This is a genomic window from Nostoc sp. DedQUE04 (genome assembly GCF_034530995.1).
Classification (GTDB): Bacteria; Cyanobacteriota; Cyanobacteriia; order Cyanobacteriales; family Nostocaceae; genus Nostoc.
Window position 1 is genome coordinate 1 of record NZ_JAVRCA010000103.1, and the last position, 19891, is coordinate 19891.

A 19891-nucleotide genomic window follows, 5' to 3' on the forward strand; every position below is an offset into this window, starting at 1 on the left:
TAACGACACGTACACTCTTTTGTTAACGATCGCCTGCTTTTAGTCTAAACTCCAGGATTTAGGAATCCAGACTCTACGGGTAGGTTTGGATTTGCCAGTGAGTTTTAACTCCCTTACCAGTTGTAAACGTGCCTGTGGGGGCAGTGATTTAACTCCGTCCACTCCTGCCGTTTTTTTACCCTGGTTTTCAACTGTTACCCTGCGTACCGCTAATACTTTATTAGACCAAGACCTCATCAACGTCTTTTGGAGTTTGCGGACTCGCTTGACATCATCATGACGGGAAGCAGCATAGATGCGTTTTTGCAACTTAAAAACATATCGCTCGGCTTTTACCCAGTTTATTGTTTTCCATCCCTCGGTATTCGTTACTGAATCCGAATTAGGCTTGTTCATGGCTACTGTTACCTCTAGCTTTCCCACACTGCGATTCACGTCAGCGTATCCCGGCTGTTATGCCATCCCTTTTCAGGTATTACCCGTTAGTTCGGGTTGGGCTTTTGCTTTTTGAACCATCCTTCTCTCTCGTTGCTTATGGCTGACACCTTCCTGTTATCTATTTCAGGAGCACACGAGAGCTTATTTCGTTTCCACTATCCATATCAAGTCGTTGGGGCGTGTCTATCCACCGGGATTTAAAGAGGTGCGCTATCTCGGTCTCGAAAACCTGATAGTCTCTATCCTTGCCAGCTATTTCTGACCCAAGAGGTAGAACAGAGTCTACAAGCTTATTCCCCTTGGTGGTACGTAACGATGGTTAAACGACACTTTGCTTGTTCTGCCCATAGACTCTTACTTGCGGTGGACGCTTTCAGCTATTACCGTCTTTAACCGCTTTCACCCCCGCTTTACATCTTTGATAGTCAGTCTTGAATGTAGGGGCTACCAGTTAAATGGTAGTTTGTGTGTTTTTAATCCCGCACCAGGATAGTAGGACTTGGTATATTTTGGAGTAGGTTATAATTTGAGTTTATACCTCAATCTTTCCTCTGTTTCCTCTAGCTGTCTTTGCTTGGTGCTTGGCTAGATGTCCTTACCTACATGGATAGTGAATTGTCATTTGTTGAGGATTAAAAGTGCGAACTCTACCAGGTTTGGTTACTCAACAAAAGCTAGTCATCTTCCCTTTCGGGTTTCGACTAAACGAATCGCACTCCAAGTCGTACCAACCAACTTTGTCGCCTGCCATACTTCCCATCTCCAGTTTTTGAAAAAGTTCAATGCCCATGTCTTGCGCTGAGAAAACCTTGCAGCGTTCATCGCTTTGATTTTGGGTAACGGTGAAAACTTTCGCCTCAGCTTGCCCAAGGACAAGTGGTAGTTCAGTTTCTGTTTCGTAACCGAGATGGACAATTTCATTGCCCACTTTGATTAGCTGCCGCCGTCGATATTTCTCCATCACTAGATCCGCCAAAGCATCAATGTTGACGGCTGATACAGTGCGGTCTACCAGAGTTGCTAACTTATTCCTGCCACCAATGCGATTAAGCAGATTGTGGTCAGCCAACCATGCAGTGACGCTTAGTAAATCTGTGGGTTGAAACAAAGCGTGAAGCGTTGTCGCAGCTTGATAAATGTATGAGTGGGCGCTGATGTAAAAGGCTTCCACTACTAAGCGATCGCTGACTCTGGTTATTGCTTCTGGGTCAAGCATAATCCCGCCCAAAATCGCTTCTTCAGCTTCGATATTTTGTGGAGGCAAGTTGTCAAGCGACCTGTCAGGGTGAAAAGAAACTACGTTGTCTTGATTAGGGTGCATAATTATCTCCAATTCGCAATTCGCAGTTCGCAATTCGCAATTAAAAAACTTTGATTTAGCAATGTTTTTATGTTTCGCATTTGTTTCATTCTTTTAGCGAATTGCTATAAAGTTGAGAGCTTGAGTATTGAGATTACGTGTTTCGTCTTCTTTCATAATTAAAATTCGTGGCTTGTATTCCGAATGATTAAATTGCTTTCACAATTGCGAATTGCGAATTGCGAATTGCGAATTGCTAGATTATGCTCTAAGTGCTAATTTTAACTGCGCTTCAACTTCTCTCAAATTCGTGGTGGAAGATGGTTTGGAGTTGCTCGAAACTTTTGGCTCATTTGCTTTGGCTTGAAGTTTTGCCTTTAGCTCCAGCATTTGTTGGCTTTGCTGATACCCATTAGATGGAACCCGAATGGATTGCTCTTGCTGACGGCGCATTCGGTCTTGTGCTAAAGCATCTTCGAGCGTGATGCTAGTGGTGTTGCTTGGTCTTTTTGTCGTAGCAGTATGCAATTGGGGTAGGGGCTGTTTTTCTGTTTGCAATGCCTGGTTATAGCGCTGCATCAGGTTCGTCCATCCCCCTTTGGTTTTCTCCCAGGTGTTCATGACTGCGATCGCATGAGTAATTTCGAGTTGTGCCGACCGTTTCGACTTAGTGGCTAACTCAGCAGCCAGGAAGTCCACGACTATCGGGTTGAAGTTTTGGTACAGGTTATTCAGCTTTCGTTCTCCACTGTGCCAAGGTAGAACCCAGCGATTCCACTTGATTTTTTCTCTGACAACCAGTGGTACAAAATCATCAGCAAAAGCAGTCGGGTCTGTGATCCACGCATCAATCAGTTCTTTCACGTTCTGGGCTGTCTTGTAGGGACAGGTTAGTTGCGGCTTATTTGATTGTTCGGATTTCTCGAACGACCCCGCCGCAATAGTTGATCCTCTTGAGGGGTTATCGGTTTGTTGCTCATACTCGGAATTTTTTGACAACGAAGTGGGTTGTTGTGGGGTTGGTTCTTCGAGTTCTGGTTGTCTTGGTTGTTCTGTCAACTCAGTCTGTTCAGTTTCACACACACACGATTCTTGGGTGGTAAATGCGTTCTGAGTTGGGGGTGCTTCTTGTATGTGTTTTTCTTCTAATTTATTTTCTTCTAATTGTTTTTCTATATGAGGGGTGGATGACCCACCTATGGATGACCAACCTATGGATGACCCACCTATGGACGACTCACCTATGGATGACTCACCTATGGATGAATGATTTTCTCGAAATAACTTTGTGTCTTCTTTGCTGGTAAAAATATAATATTGCCAGTCAAACTTACCATTGTTCGGATTGTTCTCTTGAACTCTCACTAAATAGTCATTTTGTTCAGCATTTTTGATAGCATTACGGATTTTGTCTCGTTTGTACCCCAAATGTTTTTCGATTACCGTAAAATTAATATCAAAGTTTTCATCGTGAGAAGCTACCCAAGAAATTAACCTAAATGTTGAATCAGTAACGTTGTGATCGCGAATTAAACTGTTGGGAATTGCTGTAAACTGTTTAGAGGGTTTACCATTACGAAATCCCATAGAATCCTCCTTGAATATTAATAATCTTGGATATAAACCTCAGCAATAGCGATAATAAGAGGTCATCTTTTACCCCCAACGTGCGGTCGAAAAGTTAGATTAATCCGTGTACTAACGACCTTATTGGTCTTCGGAACTTGATGCAGATGAGTACTCTGACAGCCTGGAAGCATCACCAGCAGACTCCCATGCTCTAGCCAAAAGTCAGTCGGCTTACCCCCGATGGGCTTGATTTGGAATTTCCTCACCGAACCCAGACTGATGGATGCGATTGCAGGATTTACACCCATCGAAGCTTCACTATCGTTGTGCCAGCCGATACTGTCTTGTCCACTCCTGTACTGATTGCCAATGACGATGCGGAAGCTGTAGCCAGTAGCCGCAGTAATCCTATCTCGCAGTTGGGCCAGCGATGAAGTCCAAGGTAATGGTTTGAGCAGTACACTCTTGGAGTAGAGGTAATCACACCCTTCGTCACCATAAATGCACTCCAGACGCGGAACGGGCATCGTTTTACCCAACATCCTGATTTGGTTTTGCTGCCATTGCAATTCTTGACAATGTTGGTAGAGTTCGTCGGCTTCTTCCTTGTTCAGAAATTCTGGATAATAGTTGACTGGTAAAGTAGGAGCAGATTCGGGAAATAAAGTTAGCTGTTGCATAATTCTCATGAGGCGATTGCCCGAACAATTTCTTCTGCCCATTCTTGTGAAATAGCCTGTTCTGGATTTTTGTAAAACCCAGCGATCGCCGACTTGGGACGAATAATAATTTGCTGCCCTGTTGCACGTTTGTCCCATACCAAACATGAGATGGTGATATTATCTGTCGCCCAGCGTTTACCTTTTTTGTCCTTGCGAAAACAGAAGCGCGGCATGATGATTACAAGCGACGGCGGGTGCTGCTGTAAGAAATCAGCCCGGTCATCACAAGGTTCGAGAAAGCTGGTAAGTAAAAAAGCGGCGACACCCACACGCGCTTTCTGGTAAGCATTCTTGATAATTGGTGCAGCAAATTCCGCGTATGGGGGATTTGTGCAGATCCAGTCACAATCGGGAAACTTAGCCCATGACTCGGATAGTGTTGCATCCAGATGGCAATCAGCTGCTTTATGTGGATCAATATCGTTCGTCCAGATTCTTCCGGTGTCAGGCCATACTCTTAACAAAGATGCGATCGCTCCATGTCCCACACACGGCTCACCAATCACACCAGATAACGGAACATGGCGCAGTAGTTCAGTAGTAAACCACGACGGAGACTCGTAAAAGTTCAGTGGATGTCTACCAACAGTTTCTGCTGTAGATGCACTTGTATCTGGTTGTGGTGTCAGCAATTGTGTGGCAGTCATACTGAATCCTCACTAAATTCAATGTGGCTTAAAATTTGAAGTTCAACAGCTAATCCATTTAAGAAGTTTTGGAGTTCGACTGTTGCCAATTCTTTGGATATCTCTTTTTCTGATATGTAAATAAGTTGCTTAAAATTCCCCAAATAAGCTTCTGTACGAGTCAAATTTTGTTCTGTGTCAGTTAATAGAGTTAAGCTGAATCTCCCAAGTTTGCAGAAGTAATACGCACGGTTATCACAAGGGTTGCCTTGATGCCAATTAATATAAGGTTTTGAATCAATGTGAGCGCTAATAGATTCAAAATCAACGTGGAAAATGTTCATCTCGGTTAGCATTTCGCCACTGTTGTAACGGTCTGTTATATGCTGCTTAATTGCTGTTGATGTTAAACCGTCAGGAATATTAATGTGGGCTTCAGATGTAATTTTTTCAACTACTGTGACTATGGCTTTCATCTTTAAACTCCAAACTCAAAAACTTTGCGGTCATCAACAATAACCGGATTAATATTGAGCAATCCGCCTCCAGAATAATTGCAAGGAATATTACGCTTATCTTTGTCATCGAAGGCTTCTTTGTGAACTGGCATCCAGCGCCCTACACAAGAAAATGCGACTGCGCTAGAAGGAGCGTTGGCTTTTTTATAATCTTCAGCAGTAGCGATATGACCGCAACAGGGACACTTAAACTTCCATTGCATCATGTCTTGTCCAAATAATGTTTGTCCAAGAATCAGCCACTCTTGTTTATTCATCTTCTTCATCCTTTTCACGTTCAGATAAAATCCTTGGGGCAGTTATTCATGCTTACGTAACCTCAAATTCTTTTATAAATTGAGGTGCAATTGCTTTTTGCAGGTCAATCATAACGACCAATCTTTCTATGTCAGCTACATTCACGCCATCCCCAAAAACTGTTTGTCTGCCTGAGTAAGTTCCATGTAGCATGAAGTATGAAAGGTATCGTCTGCCTCGTTGATTTCCCAAGTTGTCAACAGCATCCCTAATTAAATCGACTGCACACAGATCCAAGATTGTTTTGTACTGCCAATTTACTAAAGACTCAACACCTAACCATTCGGCAACAGTAGCCGAGAGGAAGTAGCCATAACCTTGATAAAACCTGTAGGCAAGGCTAATCTCTTTACCAATTTCATCAATAATTTCTTCCACTGTTTCACCTCAGTTGCGTTCATTAAACAATTGTGTAATGCTTGGCAACCACCGTAGCTGAAAGACAGTCTGATTTGAACCTTTGGCGATCGCTGAAACCATCCGCCCCCATTGCTTACCTGAGTCAGTCGGACGATATGGGATTTTCTTGTCATCTGTTCTGTACTGTAAACCTGCGTGAACTAGCCAATTGTTTACAGCTACCGCACTCATCCCAACTTTCTCGCCAATATCTGTAGGCTTGAGGTATGCGTCATCACTGACGTTAGTAATTGCGATCACACTCTTTAACTCGTCGGCTGCTGGTTTAAGTGCGGGATTAACTCTGGTGGCGGCGTTAACTGCAAGTTGAGCGGTGAGGGATTTCTCTAACCCAGCGAATTCACCCACCAACAGAGCTAACTGTGCAGCTTCATGGGATGGGACTAATGCTTTTGGTGGTTCTTGCTCTTGTACTGGCTCGACTTGGCTTGTGAGCATTACTTTCATTAAGGTTCTGTTGGCCCAAATGCGGAACTCTACAGATACCCACCGAGCTAAATCAATGGCGATTTCTGGATGAATCCAAGTGCCTTGAGAGTTAGCGCGTCCAGAGATTTCGATTACAAGTGACGATATGGGGATTCCCATATCGTGGCTAAGAGCCTGCAAATACTCGGTTGTAGACTTTAGCCTGATGTAATCAGCCAATAATTTCTTATTAGCTTTCGCCATCTGGGTTGCATTCACATAGCCCTTTGGGATACTGTATTTACCTATTTCTCCATCTTGGGGCATTTGCTGAATCTCTGAGTCGCGCCATGAGTGTGTCAACATAGTTTATTACCAGAAGTGTTGAACAAAATAGTTAATTAATTCAGGTATTCACGCGCACCAAACTTTTTTCACCAACCAACGAAAAGCGATTAAGTATGGTTGGTGTTTCAGCCAATGTTGGCGATATCAATTCGACAAGGTAAAACCAAAACTTATCCACAAGTACAACTCCTAAAATCAGCCGTTGTTTTGTGTCATCCCCATAAGAACAAAGGATTACTTTCTGACCTAAAACGAAAGCAGGTTTTTGCACCGTGAGAGCTTCTAATTGACCAGTCCCAATGATTTGATGTTCTGTAGCGTGAACAATTTCATCACCACAAATGATTGTATAAAGCCAACATTCATATTTCCACTGGACACCAGAACAGTAACCAAATGTTCTCGTAGTTTTCAGGTAAACTCTCTCCAGTAAATTTACCTCAACGGGCGGAATTGTTTGACCCCAAGGCGGGGAGATATACCAACTGGTTTTAAGTGCGTTAACGTAGTCAATCATGCTTTTTCCTCTGGGATTAATAACCTAAAAATCCTCGGCAATCTCCAACAAAAAGCCGCGTCCCGTGTTCTGCACTTGCACCAGTTCTTTATCCAGCAGAGTTTGAATAACTGAATCTGAGAATTGGAATTGCAAACGGTGCAGAGGCACACAACCGCCACAAAACTGAAGCACACGCAGCAAATGATTGGCTCTACGGTCAAAGTTTTCTGTAGAGTTAGCCATTGGTACTACCTCCAGTAATGGCTACTAACTGTTGTTGCAGAATAGAGATTTGCTGTTGATAAAACTCAATCTCTGCGGTAATTTCTGAGAATAATTCTTCTGGTGTGAGCGGTTGGATTTGATCCTCTTTCAAGTACGATATCTCGTCAGAATTCTTGTTAGGCATCAATACATAACGCCATCCTTCATCAAATTGTTCAGCCAGTTCTGTACCATTCGGATAGTAATAAACTCCTAGAATCGTGCCTTGTTCTGTACGCTGTTCCAAAGTAAAGCGAGGGTAGCCCCAGTGTTGAGGGATTGAGATCGTGGGTTGCATTGATTTAATTGGGGATTGGTGAATAAATAATTAGGGAAAGGGGGAAAGGGCAAAGGGGAAGGGAATGAAGAAATTTACCTTTCCCCTTTAACCTTTTCCCAGGCGAAGCCCAAGACTACGCTGTAACTAACTCCGTTCTCTCCAGCAGCCGTTGCAATTTATCGCCAGTTAGCTGTTCTAAGGGTTGGTCTAAAAAATATTCATCAAAAATGGATTTGCCATCAGTAGACACGTCCACCATCGACAATGAGCGCACAGCATCAAGCACGGAGTTAGAATACTGCTGCTGGACTGAATAACGCCTCTTCACCCACCAGTTACTAAGCAATTCGCAATTCGCAGTTCGCAATTCGCAATTGTGAACGTAATTAGTAATTGAATCATTACAGGTGCAAAGCTTCCTGTTTTTAGGCATGGGGTGTAATTGCGAATTGCGAATTGGTAATTGCGAATTGTTGTAGTTCTGACACTCGTTGAAGATATGCGCCATGATTTGCTTTTCGGTCGTAGAAGAGGACAAGGAGCAGGGTGCGGGGTGCATGGGAGAGAATCTTTCCCCTCTGCTCCCTGCCCCCTGCCCCTCTGCTTCTTCTTGCACAGGTAATGAGCCGTCTTTATAGTGAGTGCAGATGAAGCGATCGCAACGCATTAGAGTGTTGGCACGAAATAATTCTTTATCGTTGACCATTACTACCCAGCGTTGCGTTAAGTGGTTGTCGTCATGGCTGATGCTGGCTACCAGTTTGTCATCAGCGTAATATTCGTGATGGTCAAAAGAGATTTCGACTATTGTGAGGAGTTCGGGGGCTACGGCTTGGGCTTGGTCGGCGATGTAGCTGTCGAGTTCGGCTTGGGCTGCGGCTTGGTTGTCAACCTTTTGAAGCCTAGTGGATTGGTGGGTGATAATTGCGTTTACCCAAGTGTCAACCGCTCTTTTGTCGCCGATGGGTGTAACGCCTAATTCGGCAGCGATTCTTTTGAGATGGGGGAGGTTATAGCGGCAAAGGGCTTGCTGTGTGTAGGTTGGATGGGTCATAATTAAGATTCCTGTAAAAGGGTCAAAGGGCGATCGCTACAAGTTTTCCAGGCTGAGGCGGTTGTCCTTTGTTTTGTCTCTTATTATTTTACATATTTTATGGAAATTGCTCAACGGTTACGGACGAGATTTTTTGTAACAATGGGTAACTAAAGGTTTGTGCTACAACAGGATAAAATTGCCTAAGCTCGATCCCCAAAATTTGACAATATTTCAAGATAAGAGACAAAGAAACAGAGCGATCACCTTTACCCTTCCATTTTTCTATTTTATGAATTAACTGCTGAGAGCAAGGTTCTCCAAGTCCTGTAATTGCTTGTGCTACTTCTTCTCTAGAAAGTTTCTTGTCTTCTCTTTGCTGAAACAAAAACTCACCATATTCCTGATCCCAGTCAATCCGGGATACCAAATCCAAAGGTATTCCTTGCATTACGATTTCTCTCACTGATACTCCTATATTTACACAATGTGTGGAAATAGTGGTATACTTCTTCTATGAAGTATGTAAAACCTAAGCAGTATTAGCGTAGAGCCTAAATCGTCAAAGCGATCGCTCTAAATTCGTGTTGTCTTTTAGAACTCCCTTGAAAGTTCTTACTCTCAAGGTGTTTTAAAAAATGACATAGATTTTAGAAACAGCAATCAAAAGTGCAGTTAATATTTGTACAAGACTACGTTGACGCTGGCTGTCACTAGATCATGAAGTAGCAACCCCAGAAAGTGATCGCATCTGTGAGAAAATTGGATTAGGGTAAATGAACAATAGCCCTAGTAAAAATGCAGAGCAATTGCAGATATCCCCTAGTACAGCCCTAGTAAAAACCAAGTACTAGAGATAAGTCCCTAGTACATGAACGAGAATTTTCTTTGTAAGATAGACTTCTTGCGCAAATACAAAACTACCCTCAATCTTTAACTCTTTCTCCCATTTTCAAGGGATGGGAGTCAATTAATTGTTACCAGGAGGAATTTGCCGTCTACGCCGTCTTCTCCTTGGTGCTTGATAAAAGCTTAACCGATTTGGTTTCCTGTCAAGCATCTCAAGCGCTGAACGGGTTTCTGTCAAATTTAAATTAAGTAGCTGCTCAAATATTTTGAGACCAACTTTTCGGTATTTATCCTGTCGATGTCGATGTAGTTGGATAGCAAGTGTTGTAAGACTTTCTGCTGCGAAAACCAAAGGTCTTGTAGTATTGTACGGTTCCTTATCCAACTTACTTAGTAAAGTTTGGCAAATTTCAGACACCAGTTGAGGCTCAGTATTAACGAAATTATTGGTTTCGATAATGTCAATAATATCTGAGGCGGCTTTTAAGAGTAATTGTTTGTTTTTACATACTGCTTGAATTAGTAAGCGCATTCCAGAATCTAGCTCGAAATGCTCACGGCTTTGGAAAAAGACGCTTGCTACTATGCTTTGAATTGCCTCAATATTAGAGGGGGCAAGATTGTAGAGAATTTCTGCTGCTTTCGTTCTGCATCTTCTTTGAATCCACAGATGGCTGGCTACGTGAGCTAATCCACACAAAACTGCCTCGTCATTCTGATTAGCAAGATGATGGTCGATTTTTGCTACTGACCACTCATCTTGATATTGAAAATAATGGATAAATAGCAATTCTCCGTATGCTTGACGGCAAAAATTTGAGCCATCTGCCCAAAGCATCTCCAACCAACCTTGAACCGTTTCTTTTGGCTCAAACCATCCTACTGTGCGAGAAAGAAAGTAAAGCGCCCATCGATACCGCAACACTTCGGGACAGTTGCGAATCACTGCATCAAAAAGTTGGGTTGCTTGAGTGCGATCGCCATTTAATAAAGGTGGCATCTGAGTCAAAATATCCACCCAAACTGCTGGGTGCGGCTCTATCTCTAACCTAGATTTAATTACCCTTGCCCAGTTTTGTAAATCAGGGGGATTTTGCTCAAGGTAGCCAGCAGCGATCGCTCGTACAATAGAGCCTCTACCACTCGGTAAAAAGTGTGAGCCACCAAAACCAAAAATAATTGGAGAGTTTAGTTGGTGCGAACGTTGCTCCTCGCTTTGATGATGGGCTAAATCTGGCTGTGAGTGTGCAGACAGCCAATTTTCTAACAGACACAGAACTGATTGTGGAAGCCCTTGGTTACGTTCAGCAATTTTATCTAAAGCAGATGCAGTATCAGAACGAAAAGCTTCCGAAACAAATCCACGTTGTTCGAGATTTACTACTAACTCAATCAAATTATTTGCTGGAAAATCGCTTTCTGCAAGCTCTCTAATTGCATTACCTATATAACTTTCATGACGTTGCGGCTGAAGTTGTGGAAGAATGCGGAGAAAACGTTCTGGATCGTCTTTAACTAGCTTGCCAAACTCATAAGCTTGCGACGATGCACCCCCAGCACGAGATAAATCTCTTTGACGCTTCCAATAATCTTCTTCTGTAATGTCTGCCAATTCATCAAATAAGTTTAATAACTGTTGGTCAGATGCACGATTCATTTCCTCAACATTCATTGGTGAACCTACTAGTTGTGCAATTGTAGGGTAATCGTCGTCTTTTTCATTAACAACCAAAGGAAAAGCACGTTTTTCTTCATCCTGCCATCGCTTTGCTTCCGCACTCAAATATTCTTCAGGAAAAGCAAGTAAGAGTTTTAGTCGATGTTGGCGATTATATTTTACAAAACGGAAGCGTAAATCAGCAGGTTGTTCGGATTCAATTGGGTAATGATTATATACACGAATTGCTTGTTGAATACGAGCTATTTCTTGAGGTTGAAGACACGGACAAACTGCTAATATTAATTTTTTTGTTTCTTTATAAGAATTTCTCATATATCCTAAATTCAAGCGTCTGGAATCTCCAAGTAAGTAATCCAAAACTGCCTGCGGTTCTTGAATCGCTATCTGTGCTAGCCCACGCGCTAGTAGACGGTGAACAAGGAGTAATTCTGATAGTTCATTCTGCTTAACAAAAATTAAAAAAGATTGCTTGTCCTGATTTGCTAGTTCTAAAATAGCTGATAATACTGCTTGTATAATTTCACTTGTATCAAAATCTAGGCTATTAATGTAGTCTTCGCTATATCTATTTATTCTCAAAATTTTTCGGTCTATAATTCTATTTGTTACATCAGTAAACCAAGACCAAATAGCATCTAAAAAATATTTTGGATTCGCTTTTGCAAGTGTGTCGATATCGTCAAAATCACTTCCACTTTCAAGTAATTTCTTAAAGTAATTTATGGGATTGTATTTAGAAGAATGAATGTACCTTTGTCCATCGTCAGCATTTGCTGCTAACTCTGGTATTGGTTTGTTGCTTTCTGCTATAGCTTGTTCTAGTCTATAATCTAAATGGGCGCGTATAATTCTTGGTGCTAGTTGAGGTAAAGTTTCAGCGACTTTTTCTGCAATTGCGGATACGCTATACATATCCAAATTACAACGTCGAATAATTTGCTGAGTTTGCCATACTCTTTCTGGATTCCACTGTTGAAGATTGAGTATAATCTGCATACTTAATGTGTCGTATGCGGTATCGTTGTCGTTCAACCAATACTCTTCAATGAGATTCCATACATTATCGGTTGCAAAGCTAGTAGCAGCAATTAAAATAGGAAGACAATAAGACGCTTCAGTTAGTGGTTTTTCCAACCACTTTCTAAATTCAGGGCGATCGCGTAAAATCCTGAACCAACCTGGACTACCAATCATCGCGTTTAAAACTTTTGGAGCTTCTGTATCTAAGTTAAGCAAGGGAATTAGAAGTTCTGCTTCAATTGGTTCAGGGTTTGGTTGCGAACCAACAAACTCAATTAACAGGCTGTAAATATGGGTTCGCACACAAATTAATTGAAGCGACCGCAAAACAATCAAAGCCCAAACTCGAATCTTGCCAGATAAATGAGTCAAATTTTTAAAAGCTAACTTTACTATTTTATTTTTTAATAGGAAATTTTTCGCCTCTGCATTGTGCAATAGTAGTTGCAACTGCTTTGCGTACTGTTTAGGTGCAGTACCGCGTAGATAATTTAGACCTCGCAGTAGAATAGGTCGAACAAACAAACCATCTTGCCGTTCCAACACCAAGTCTACGAGCGATTGTGAATCACGGGCAAAAGCACGCGCCAAAGTATGGTCATAATAAGTTTGATGACAAAAACCAAAGGTGGAATTATCCTGGCTTGCCATTAATATTCCAGCCTGTACTAAAGCTTGATATACTTCCAGAAAACTATCGGCAACTGCTGTTGGCACCCAAAGTACCTCTTCCTGCGTCATGCGTTGAGTAATTTGCTCCAGAAAAACAATGTATTTGGAAGCATTAGGTTGATTGAGAATCCGAGTTTCCCACAACCTATCTAGTAACTTTTGAGAAGAATCAAATATTTCTCCCGGTTTTGCGACTTCCAGAAATATCTTCAAATGCAAAGGATTTTGCAGTAACTCACGCAGAGGTTCGCCGATACCAAGTGCAATGTGTCCAGTATGTTCTAACAAAGGAGAAATCTTCTCCCACGTTGGTAAATTCAAATATAATTGTTCTAAACCCTCTAGGCGAGCAAATTGACTACCGTGACGGAATTCAAATTCACGACAAGTTGCAACGATATGGACTCCCTTTGTTCCGGCAAGGGTTTGGATCAGGTTTAGTAAAACATTTAATCTTCCTGGTCGTTTATCTAGCAATTCCGCAACTGCGTCCAGTTGGTCTATCAGCAGTACCACTCGCTCTTTATTAGCATTAGCAACAGCTTTGATTGCATCTCGTGGGTTTATGCTCAAATGAAGCTGATCATCATTTTGTAAGTTTTCAAGATTATTAACTGTATTCCCCAGATAATCAGCTTTAATTGCTAATAGCACGTAATCTTTTTCAATTACAAGATGTCCTAGCGTTGCTAAGAGTGCAGATTTTCCCGATCCAGGAACACCAAGAATGATTGTAGTGGAAGATTCTTCTGATTCGATGTAATTAATAATTTGGTCTAACTCAGGACGGTCAATATGTTGCTCATTACCTAGTGTTCTCGGCCAACTTAACAATCCTTTAGAAGCATCTAGAAATTGTGTACGTAGACTTGCATATAAAGTTTCATCTAAAATATATTGATTATGAGCATGAGCAGAAATAGCTGATTCTGCCCCTTCGTGCCCAGCGTAAAAATTATTATAAGTTACTGTGTTGTTATCACCCAAAACAGCTTGGTTATCATTACCCTGAACCGTTCGGTTTTGATTACCTTGAACTACATTTTGATATGTGAAACTATCAGCCTGCTGCTTTGGATCTGCATCAGGCTGTTGCGAATCAGAGTTTTTTGGTGGCTGCTGACTCATAATTCAGTTTACAATCCCAATAGGTTAGAACTAGCCGCCGCTCCCAGCCAGGTTGCAACTTTCACAAGAATCGGCTTGGCTGTTGTCCAAATTTTATGACCAGCTTCCACGCCCTTACTAGTTTTTTCAAGTGTTTCTGCTACAGTTCCCAAACGTTCTAATGCACGTTGCTTATTTGGTTCTTCTTTGTCTGTGGCTTTCTTAGCTGCACTCAAGTCTTCAATTACTTCTTCTTTAGTCCTGGATGGGAGTTCTGCGCCTTGAATTAAAGTTTCAAGTTCTGCCAGTAACTTCACAATATCCTCTTTAGTGAGCGATTCTTTTATATCTGCACCCACTTGGTTATATTGCGTTACTTGATTCCCATCACCAAGCACAGCCTGATTATTGTCGCCTTGAACTGCTCTGTTATTGTCACCTTGAACATTATTGACGTTGCCGCCAACCGAACCACCAACTGAAAAGCCACCGGGATTGTTAGTCATAAAACCTACCTGCTCAACGTTTGAATAAAAGCTGGGACGCTGTAGTGCTGTCACTACCATATTCTGTAGATCAGCAATTCTGCCATCCTTCTCAGCAATAAGTGCTTTAATTTCTTGTTCTGCCACAGCTTTTAGCTGATTATAAGTAGCGAAATATTCCGCACTCAGTTGCGACTTATCGGCTGCGATCGCAGTTTTGGCACGCAGCAAAAACTTATCTTCACCACGCACTTCCATGCCTACAATTCGCAAATCTGCTTCTGGGTTATTCTCAGCTAATCGCTTAAACGAGATGGCGATCGCTCTGGGGTCAATTCCTTGGCTGTGGTAAAGGTCGAGGGTATCAAAAATTGGTTTGATGAAATCTCCAAACTCGCCATTCCCAAATACCTCTTCCCAATTGTCAGGCTTACGCTGAGGGTTAGGATCTAAGTCATTCTTTTGTATTAGCCGCATGAAAACGTACTCACACTTAACTCCATGTAGTTTAGTATGGTTAGTAATACCCCAGTCTTCTATAGTGGCTCCAGTGAGGGTAGTCCCTGTTAAATCAGTTCCATCTAACTGTGTTTGGACTAACTTTGCTCTTGATAAATCTGCGTCTTGTAAGTTAGCTTCGCTTAAGTCTGTACCAATGAAACTGGTGTCTTGTAAGTTAGCTTCTTTAAAATTGACTCCACGTAAGTTTTGACGGTCAAATTTTTTCTCCTGTCCCTGCCCACTAACTAATACTTCACAAACTTTTGGATCATAAAGGTAAGTTTTTCCAGGACGCACATTATTAAGTAATTTAGCTTTTTGGAAAAGAGTGCGGGTTAAAGTAGCATTTCTAAAATCCGTGTTTTTGAGGCTGGCATTGGTCAAATTAGTGTCCGTTAGGTCTGCGTCTCGAAAACTTGTACACATCTGAGCAGCAAAAGCAATTGTGAATGAGCGAACCCAGGCATCTTTTTTATCTCCTTTTAATGCACGCCACCCAATATATGAACTCAGAAGCGCTCCAGCAATCGCAACTATTGTTGCGCTAGTAGCTGCGATGATCCCAACAGATATTAAGGGCAAGACTCCAGCTACGATAACAGATATAACTCCAGCAATGGTGATTATGCTAGCTTTGGTAATATTGGTAACAGTTAATGCTAAGGAGAAAGCTACGGCAATGACGATTATAGATAAAGCTCCAGCAACAACCGCAGTTCCAATAAAAGCTCCAATAAAGGCAGTATCCCTGTCTCCAGTGAAGAAGAAACCAACAGCTAAACTAACAGATCCGGCAAACGCAAAAGTAGCAGTTCCCAAGCCTATTAAAATACCACGGTAGAAAGTAATGAGCCAGAAAACTGTAAGTAAAATTAAAGAGAAAAAACCAGTATAGAAATCATAAGAATAAGGATTATAAAAAATAAATGATATTGAATAACCAGCATAAGCTGAAAAAAAACCTGATATTCCTGACATTAGCCATGAGATCAGTATCAATCCAATTATCCATTTATACTGTAGACCAGCTTGAACATGGCTAAAGTTTGCACCTCTCAGTTGAGCCCCACAAAAATCTGTTCCCCGAATATCTGCGCCGCTAAAGTTAGCACCAGTCAAGTCCTGACCTTTGAATGAACGACCTCTGAGATTCTGGCGGGAGAAGTCTTGGGGCATGGCTGAACTAGTGAAAGTGAGGGTTTATATTAGATACATCTTGAGTATGCAGTTTTACGGTTTATAGTGCAATATTTAAGTGCAACTTTTATCTGAAAATGATTGAAAAATTCACTGTTCCAGAAAGCCCGCAGTAAATCTCGATATCCGCAATTGTGCTGATTTTAACAAATTTTTACTCCTTTACCAGTGTTCAATAAATATATTTAGCCAACATTCTAGTGTTTTAGCACGTCGGTTAACTGTAGTTTCTGAAAGTGATGGACACACTTCAATTAAAAATTGCTTCGCATTTTTAGGCTCAATCTCTGAAAGATCACTTGCCTGTTCCCAAGTAAACCATGCTGATCCAACGTTTGATGATATGAATTGGTAAGCTAGAAATCTCATTTTTGCTTCTCTTGATGGCAAACGATTAAGTACAGAACAGGCGGGAGTTAGTTGCCCACGCTCATCTGCAAGCCCAAGAATTTTTACTGCTGTTTGATAATAAAAGAAATCTCTACTAACAGTTTCATTTGTCTCTAAGAATTTTTCTCGCACAATTGATGGAGAAGATGGATATTGAATTAGTAGTGATGCGAAATATATAACTCGTTCAAGGTTGTTAGCTTGTGGAACATCATGAGACAGAACCCTAATATTGGGCTGGGTAGGCTTTTCAATGTTAGGAATATCTTTTGTAGAGATGGATTTAACAATGTGAAACTCTGGAGCATCGGTAGAAATAGCTAAATTTACTCGAATATCATCTTTATTTAGTTTTTCTATACAATCTTGCCAACTATTAAACAAAGATGATTTGCTTTTACTTTCTTCATTATCTTCTATTAAAGAAAGAGATTTTATTTGTGTTGCAAGGGAAGTTGATTGATTAGAGCTAAGGCTTATGTGAAGAATAATTGTCCACGATCCCGGCATTGCCTGTGCAGGTATAAACGTAGGCAATTTAGACATATTAGTAAAAGTCATATCTGCAATTTCTTGAAATAATCGCTCTAACTTATCAATTACACTAGCAATAACTGACCAGGATTTCTCGTCTTGAGGGTTATCAATATGAACTGCGACTGATAAGCCATCACCACTAATAATTGTTCCAAATGCAGCGAGAGATGAAGTAATTAATCGGTATATATTCTCTTTTACTTTATGATAATCACTCGATTCTGTATCAGAATTTAAGACTTGAGTAGTATAAATTTCTTTTAATAAATTACTACCAGCCGACCATATACGTTCATCATAGTATTTATCCTGACGAGCTTTTTTAGCTGTTTGAGAAAATATTTTCATTCCTTCAGCCCATTCTTCTTTTAGCTCCAAGTCATCTACTTGATTCAGCACCAACTCAGTAGAATATTCAAGCTCTTTAAGTTGCTTCTTTGTTCGAGGAGCTTTTGCATAACTGTCTCCATAAGTGGCAATGAAATCCAGAGTTTGTTCGGCAATAAGATGACCTCCTTGAGAAAGGCTAATCTTAAAAAAATAATCTAGTGCAGGAGTTAGTAGCGTAAAAATAGGTGATTCCCAATCCTTCACATAAGATGTAAGTCCAAGAATACTAATTCTTGATAGACTATCAGGAGTAATGCTCTGTCGAGATAATATTGCTGCGAGAAATAACCAAATCACTTCAATTTTAACTTCCGAATCTTTCTTAAGAAGTTCACGCCCCAATACTCCCAAGCCTATTTCTAGAGCCTTCTGCGATCCCAGAGCAAGTAGTGCGACAAAATCTCGAATATTGGCATTTACAGCTTTTAGGTTGCTGAAAGTTTTTGCCACTTCTTCTCTTGCTCTCTCGATATTATCAGAGTCTAAAAATTTTTGTACTTCTACAAGGATAGTCGTCATTCTGTTTCTTTTGGGACAAAAGTGCGCCCTATTGCAATCTCAATATCAACACGAGAATTATGGACTTTACGCTTACGATCTTGGAATGAGTGTGGCTGTGATTCAGGCCCAACCCCACCTTGCTCACTCGCAGTTTTCACAAAACGTTTAGCCTTAGAAAAGGCTTGTTTTCGTTCTTTTTGTTGCTCCTTACTGCATTCTGCTTGAATTTTATCAAGAAATAATAAGCCCTCTTGCTCTGTAACAGGGGTTTGTTTTGCCCAAGGGTAGCTGTAGCCACCATTCTGAGAAATATCCACCCCTTGAGCTTGTACTCTCCCACGGTAGGGTGCTGACGAACTGGATATATCGAACTCTGCCATATTATCACCCACTTTTATGCAATATCTAACTGGTCGAGTAGTTTTAATTGCTTACCACGATGTAGGACTCATCGCCAATTTTGGTTGGCTTGATGTTTAATCGATTTAATACGATCATTGAGGACAGATTTAACAATCTCATACTGATCAGGAAGTTAGGCTCTAGTATTCGGTCAAGTTTGGTCATGAGCAACGGTTAACTGGCAAATTACTTGTATAACAGCATACGCTTAGATACTGCTAATCAGCAACTTTATCCATTGAGCCAAAAAGCTTAGTGCGTAAACAAATGTTGTGCTTTCCTCATAGTATGCAGAGATAGACATCGAATGTGAAACTCCATTTAGGGGAATACAAAAGCGCTTCAGATTTCTAACCAGTACTCTTTTTGTGCTATCTATTACTAATAAATTTCAGCAGTAATAACTTGTTTGTAATAACAATTGATTTGGAATAAAATAGTACTTATGATCTAAAGTATGAGTATGCCCATGAGAAATCGGATTAAGGAATTTGTTGACAGCAGAGGGATGAGCGTTTATCAGTTCTGGCAAGAAACTGGTATTAGCCGCACTACCGCATATAACCTGTACAACAATTCTGCTCAGTATCTTGGCAGAGATGTCATGGATGCGATTTGCACTCGATACAACATACAACCAGATATTTTACTGAAATGGATACCAGCCCAGGAGCAGAAAAATGGGAATTGATTCTGCCTCTACTAAAACTAAGGTTGGAGAGATAGCTAGAGTTTGTATTTATTGTGGTTCTAGCAATCGACTACTTTTAGATCACTTTATTCCAAAGTCAATTACAAAAAGCGATCGCTTTACTGTTCAAGCCTGTCATGCTTGTAATTTCAGTAAGAGGAACCAACATCCTAAACTGTGGTATTTTCGTCATTTCTCATTTAAAAGCGAGTGGAACTCTATACTGGCAGATGTAGGTTTAACTGAGTCTGAAATTGATGCTTGGATGGCTCCGCCCCCAGAACAATGTTTTCTCAGAACAAAACTACCAGAGTTGATGAAGTCCAGAGGATTAGATCAAAAAACCCTAGCAGCTGAAACAGGGCTTAGTCCCACTACTGTAGGGAAGCTTTACCGCAGCCATTTTGACCGCATAGATAACCACACTGTCACGACGCTGTGTAAGTACTTTGGGTTAAGAAAACTAGATGATTTAATTGAAATCATTTGGGAAGAAGATGATATTGAAGGTAGGCAAGTGTGATTGTAGTTGCACCCGAATCAATCAATTCTTTATCCTTGTTGTTACTTGCGTTATCAAAATGCAAAGAATTATCAAAATGTCCAGGTATCTACTTTGATATTGATAATCAGGGAGTGATGTCGTATATCTCCTTTAAAAAGCAATATTTGGTGACAAGTCGCTTTGTGTCTATAGGAATCCTATTTGATTTTTGAAAAAGATTACGAGATAATACGGATGAGTT

The 19891-nt window shown here is 41.0% G+C and carries 20 protein-coding genes; 2 read left to right on the forward strand and 18 right to left on the reverse strand.

Annotation, left to right across the window (positions count from 1 at the left end):
- Positions 1 to 39: 39 nt before the first annotated feature.
- The 18 genes from RM049_RS37205 to RM049_RS37290 form a co-directional block, all read right to left on the reverse strand.
- Positions 40 to 396, reverse strand: coding sequence for a reverse transcriptase N-terminal domain-containing protein (locus RM049_RS37205; protein WP_322707808.1), 357 nt, complete (start codon positions 394 to 396; stop codon positions 40 to 42).
- Positions 397 to 1102: 706 nt separating this feature from the next.
- The gene (locus RM049_RS37210; RefSeq protein WP_416212692.1) at positions 1103 to 1759 is read right to left on the reverse strand and encodes a DnaB-like helicase N-terminal domain-containing protein; all 657 of its coding nucleotides are present in this window, start codon (positions 1757 to 1759) and stop codon (positions 1103 to 1105) included.
- Positions 1760 to 1999: 240 nt separating this feature from the next.
- Complete coding sequence (locus tag RM049_RS37215; RefSeq protein ID WP_322707809.1) at positions 2000 to 3325, reverse strand: helix-turn-helix domain-containing protein; 1326 nt, start codon at positions 3323 to 3325, stop codon at positions 2000 to 2002.
- Between the two features lie 62 nt (positions 3326 to 3387).
- Entirely contained in the window at positions 3388 to 3987 is a 600-nt protein-coding gene (locus RM049_RS37220; protein WP_322707810.1) for an alpha-ketoglutarate-dependent dioxygenase AlkB, read from the reverse strand.
- A 5-nt stretch (positions 3988 to 3992) separates the two neighbouring features.
- Positions 3993 to 4676, reverse strand: a complete 684-nt coding sequence (locus tag RM049_RS37225; protein WP_322707811.1) for a hypothetical protein — start codon at positions 4674 to 4676, stop codon at positions 3993 to 3995.
- Complete coding sequence (locus RM049_RS37230) at positions 4673 to 5131, reverse strand: hypothetical protein (protein WP_322707812.1); 459 nt, start codon at positions 5129 to 5131, stop codon at positions 4673 to 4675. The genes RM049_RS37225 and RM049_RS37230 overlap by 4 nt, the downstream gene beginning before the upstream one ends.
- A 2-nt stretch (positions 5132 to 5133) precedes the next feature.
- The gene (locus RM049_RS37235; RefSeq protein ID WP_322707813.1) at positions 5134 to 5430 is read right to left on the reverse strand and encodes a VVA0879 family protein; all 297 of its coding nucleotides are present in this window, start codon (positions 5428 to 5430) and stop codon (positions 5134 to 5136) included.
- A 52-nt stretch (positions 5431 to 5482) separates the two neighbouring features.
- Positions 5483 to 5848 carry a hypothetical protein gene (locus RM049_RS37240; RefSeq protein WP_322707814.1) on the reverse strand — a complete coding sequence of 122 codons (366 nt, stop codon included), beginning with the start codon at positions 5846 to 5848 and terminating at the stop codon, positions 5483 to 5485.
- A gap of 9 nt (positions 5849 to 5857) precedes the next feature.
- A complete protein-coding gene (locus RM049_RS37245) occupies positions 5858 to 6664 on the reverse strand; it encodes a KilA-N domain-containing protein (protein WP_322707059.1) in 807 nt (268 codons plus the stop codon).
- Positions 6665 to 6704: 40 nt separating this feature from the next.
- Positions 6705 to 7163, reverse strand: a complete 459-nt coding sequence (locus RM049_RS37250) for a DUF1392 domain-containing protein (RefSeq protein ID WP_322707815.1) — start codon at positions 7161 to 7163, stop codon at positions 6705 to 6707.
- A 24-nt stretch (positions 7164 to 7187) separates the two neighbouring features.
- Complete coding sequence (locus RM049_RS37255) at positions 7188 to 7388, reverse strand: hypothetical protein (RefSeq protein WP_322707816.1); 201 nt, start codon at positions 7386 to 7388, stop codon at positions 7188 to 7190.
- A complete protein-coding gene (locus RM049_RS37260; protein WP_322707817.1) occupies positions 7381 to 7707 on the reverse strand; it encodes a hypothetical protein in 327 nt (108 codons plus the stop codon). Before RM049_RS37260 ends, RM049_RS37255 begins: the two co-directional genes overlap by 8 nt.
- 115 nt (positions 7708 to 7822) lie before the next feature.
- The gene (locus RM049_RS37265; protein ID WP_322707818.1) at positions 7823 to 8743 is read right to left on the reverse strand and encodes a hypothetical protein; all 921 of its coding nucleotides are present in this window, start codon (positions 8741 to 8743) and stop codon (positions 7823 to 7825) included.
- A 97-nt stretch (positions 8744 to 8840) separates the two neighbouring features.
- Positions 8841 to 9188 carry a helix-turn-helix transcriptional regulator gene (locus RM049_RS37270; protein ID WP_322707819.1) on the reverse strand — a complete coding sequence of 116 codons (348 nt, stop codon included), beginning with the start codon at positions 9186 to 9188 and terminating at the stop codon, positions 8841 to 8843.
- Positions 9189 to 9692: 504 nt separating this feature from the next.
- Positions 9693 to 14072, reverse strand: coding sequence for a hypothetical protein (locus RM049_RS37275; protein WP_322707820.1), 4380 nt, complete (start codon positions 14070 to 14072; stop codon positions 9693 to 9695).
- An 8-nt stretch (positions 14073 to 14080) separates the two neighbouring features.
- Positions 14081 to 16213, reverse strand: a complete 2133-nt coding sequence (locus RM049_RS37280) for a pentapeptide repeat-containing protein (protein ID WP_322707821.1) — start codon at positions 16211 to 16213, stop codon at positions 14081 to 14083.
- A 183-nt stretch (positions 16214 to 16396) separates the two neighbouring features.
- Positions 16397 to 18070, reverse strand: a complete 1674-nt coding sequence (locus RM049_RS37285) for a hypothetical protein (RefSeq protein ID WP_322707822.1) — start codon at positions 18068 to 18070, stop codon at positions 16397 to 16399.
- Positions 18067 to 18432, reverse strand: coding sequence for a hypothetical protein (locus RM049_RS37290; RefSeq protein ID WP_322707823.1), 366 nt, complete (start codon positions 18430 to 18432; stop codon positions 18067 to 18069). The genes RM049_RS37285 and RM049_RS37290 overlap by 4 nt, the downstream gene beginning before the upstream one ends.
- 491 nt (positions 18433 to 18923) lie before the next feature.
- Here RM049_RS37290 and RM049_RS37295 point away from each other — a divergent pair, with 491 nt between their 5' ends.
- Both RM049_RS37295 and RM049_RS37300 read left to right on the forward strand, forming a co-directional pair.
- Entirely contained in the window at positions 18924 to 19145 is a 222-nt protein-coding gene (locus tag RM049_RS37295; RefSeq protein ID WP_322707824.1) for a helix-turn-helix transcriptional regulator, read from the forward strand.
- Positions 19135 to 19668 (forward strand): helix-turn-helix domain-containing protein, encoded by a 534-nt coding sequence (locus tag RM049_RS37300; RefSeq protein ID WP_322707825.1) that lies wholly within the window; start codon positions 19135 to 19137, stop codon positions 19666 to 19668. Before RM049_RS37295 ends, RM049_RS37300 begins: the two co-directional genes overlap by 11 nt.
- Positions 19669 to 19891 lie beyond the last annotated feature (223 nt).

Bases quoted from the DNA above. Each gene is read 5' to 3' on its own strand.
- RM049_RS37235 (WP_322707813.1), bottom strand. From the start codon at position 5,430: ATGAATAAACAAGAGTGGCTGATTCTTGGACAAACATTATTTGGACAA.
- RM049_RS37275 (WP_322707820.1), bottom strand. From the start codon at position 14,072: ATGAGTCAGCAGCCACCAAAAAACTCTGATTCGCAACAGCCTGATGCA.
- RM049_RS37215 (WP_322707809.1), bottom strand. From the start codon at position 3,325: ATGGGATTTCGTAATGGTAAACCCTCTAAACAGTTTACAGCAATTCCC.
- RM049_RS37205 (WP_322707808.1), bottom strand. From the start codon at position 396: ATGAACAAGCCTAATTCGGATTCAGTAACGAATACCGAGGGATGGAAA.
- RM049_RS37300 (WP_322707825.1), top strand. From the start codon at position 19,135: ATGGGAATTGATTCTGCCTCTACTAAAACTAAGGTTGGAGAGATAGCT.
- RM049_RS37245 (WP_322707059.1), bottom strand. From the start codon at position 6,664: ATGTTGACACACTCATGGCGCGACTCAGAGATTCAGCAAATGCCCCAA.
- RM049_RS37230 (WP_322707812.1), bottom strand. From the start codon at position 5,131: ATGAAAGCCATAGTCACAGTAGTTGAAAAAATTACATCTGAAGCCCAC.
- RM049_RS37255 (WP_322707816.1), bottom strand. From the start codon at position 7,388: ATGGCTAACTCTACAGAAAACTTTGACCGTAGAGCCAATCATTTGCTG.
- RM049_RS37260 (WP_322707817.1), bottom strand. From the start codon at position 7,707: ATGCAACCCACGATCTCAATCCCTCAACACTGGGGCTACCCTCGCTTT.
- RM049_RS37295 (WP_322707824.1), top strand. From the start codon at position 18,924: ATGAGAAATCGGATTAAGGAATTTGTTGACAGCAGAGGGATGAGCGTT.
- RM049_RS37290 (WP_322707823.1), bottom strand. From the start codon at position 18,432: ATGGCAGAGTTCGATATATCCAGTTCGTCAGCACCCTACCGTGGGAGA.
- RM049_RS37225 (WP_322707811.1), bottom strand. From the start codon at position 4,676: ATGACTGCCACACAATTGCTGACACCACAACCAGATACAAGTGCATCT.
- RM049_RS37250 (WP_322707815.1), bottom strand. From the start codon at position 7,163: ATGATTGACTACGTTAACGCACTTAAAACCAGTTGGTATATCTCCCCG.
- RM049_RS37280 (WP_322707821.1), bottom strand. From the start codon at position 16,213: ATGCCCCAAGACTTCTCCCGCCAGAATCTCAGAGGTCGTTCATTCAAA.
- RM049_RS37210 (WP_416212692.1), bottom strand. From the start codon at position 1,759: ATGCACCCTAATCAAGACAACGTAGTTTCTTTTCACCCTGACAGGTCG.
- RM049_RS37265 (WP_322707818.1), bottom strand. From the start codon at position 8,743: ATGACCCATCCAACCTACACACAGCAAGCCCTTTGCCGCTATAACCTC.
- RM049_RS37220 (WP_322707810.1), bottom strand. From the start codon at position 3,987: ATGCAACAGCTAACTTTATTTCCCGAATCTGCTCCTACTTTACCAGTC.
- RM049_RS37285 (WP_322707822.1), bottom strand. From the start codon at position 18,070: ATGACGACTATCCTTGTAGAAGTACAAAAATTTTTAGACTCTGATAAT.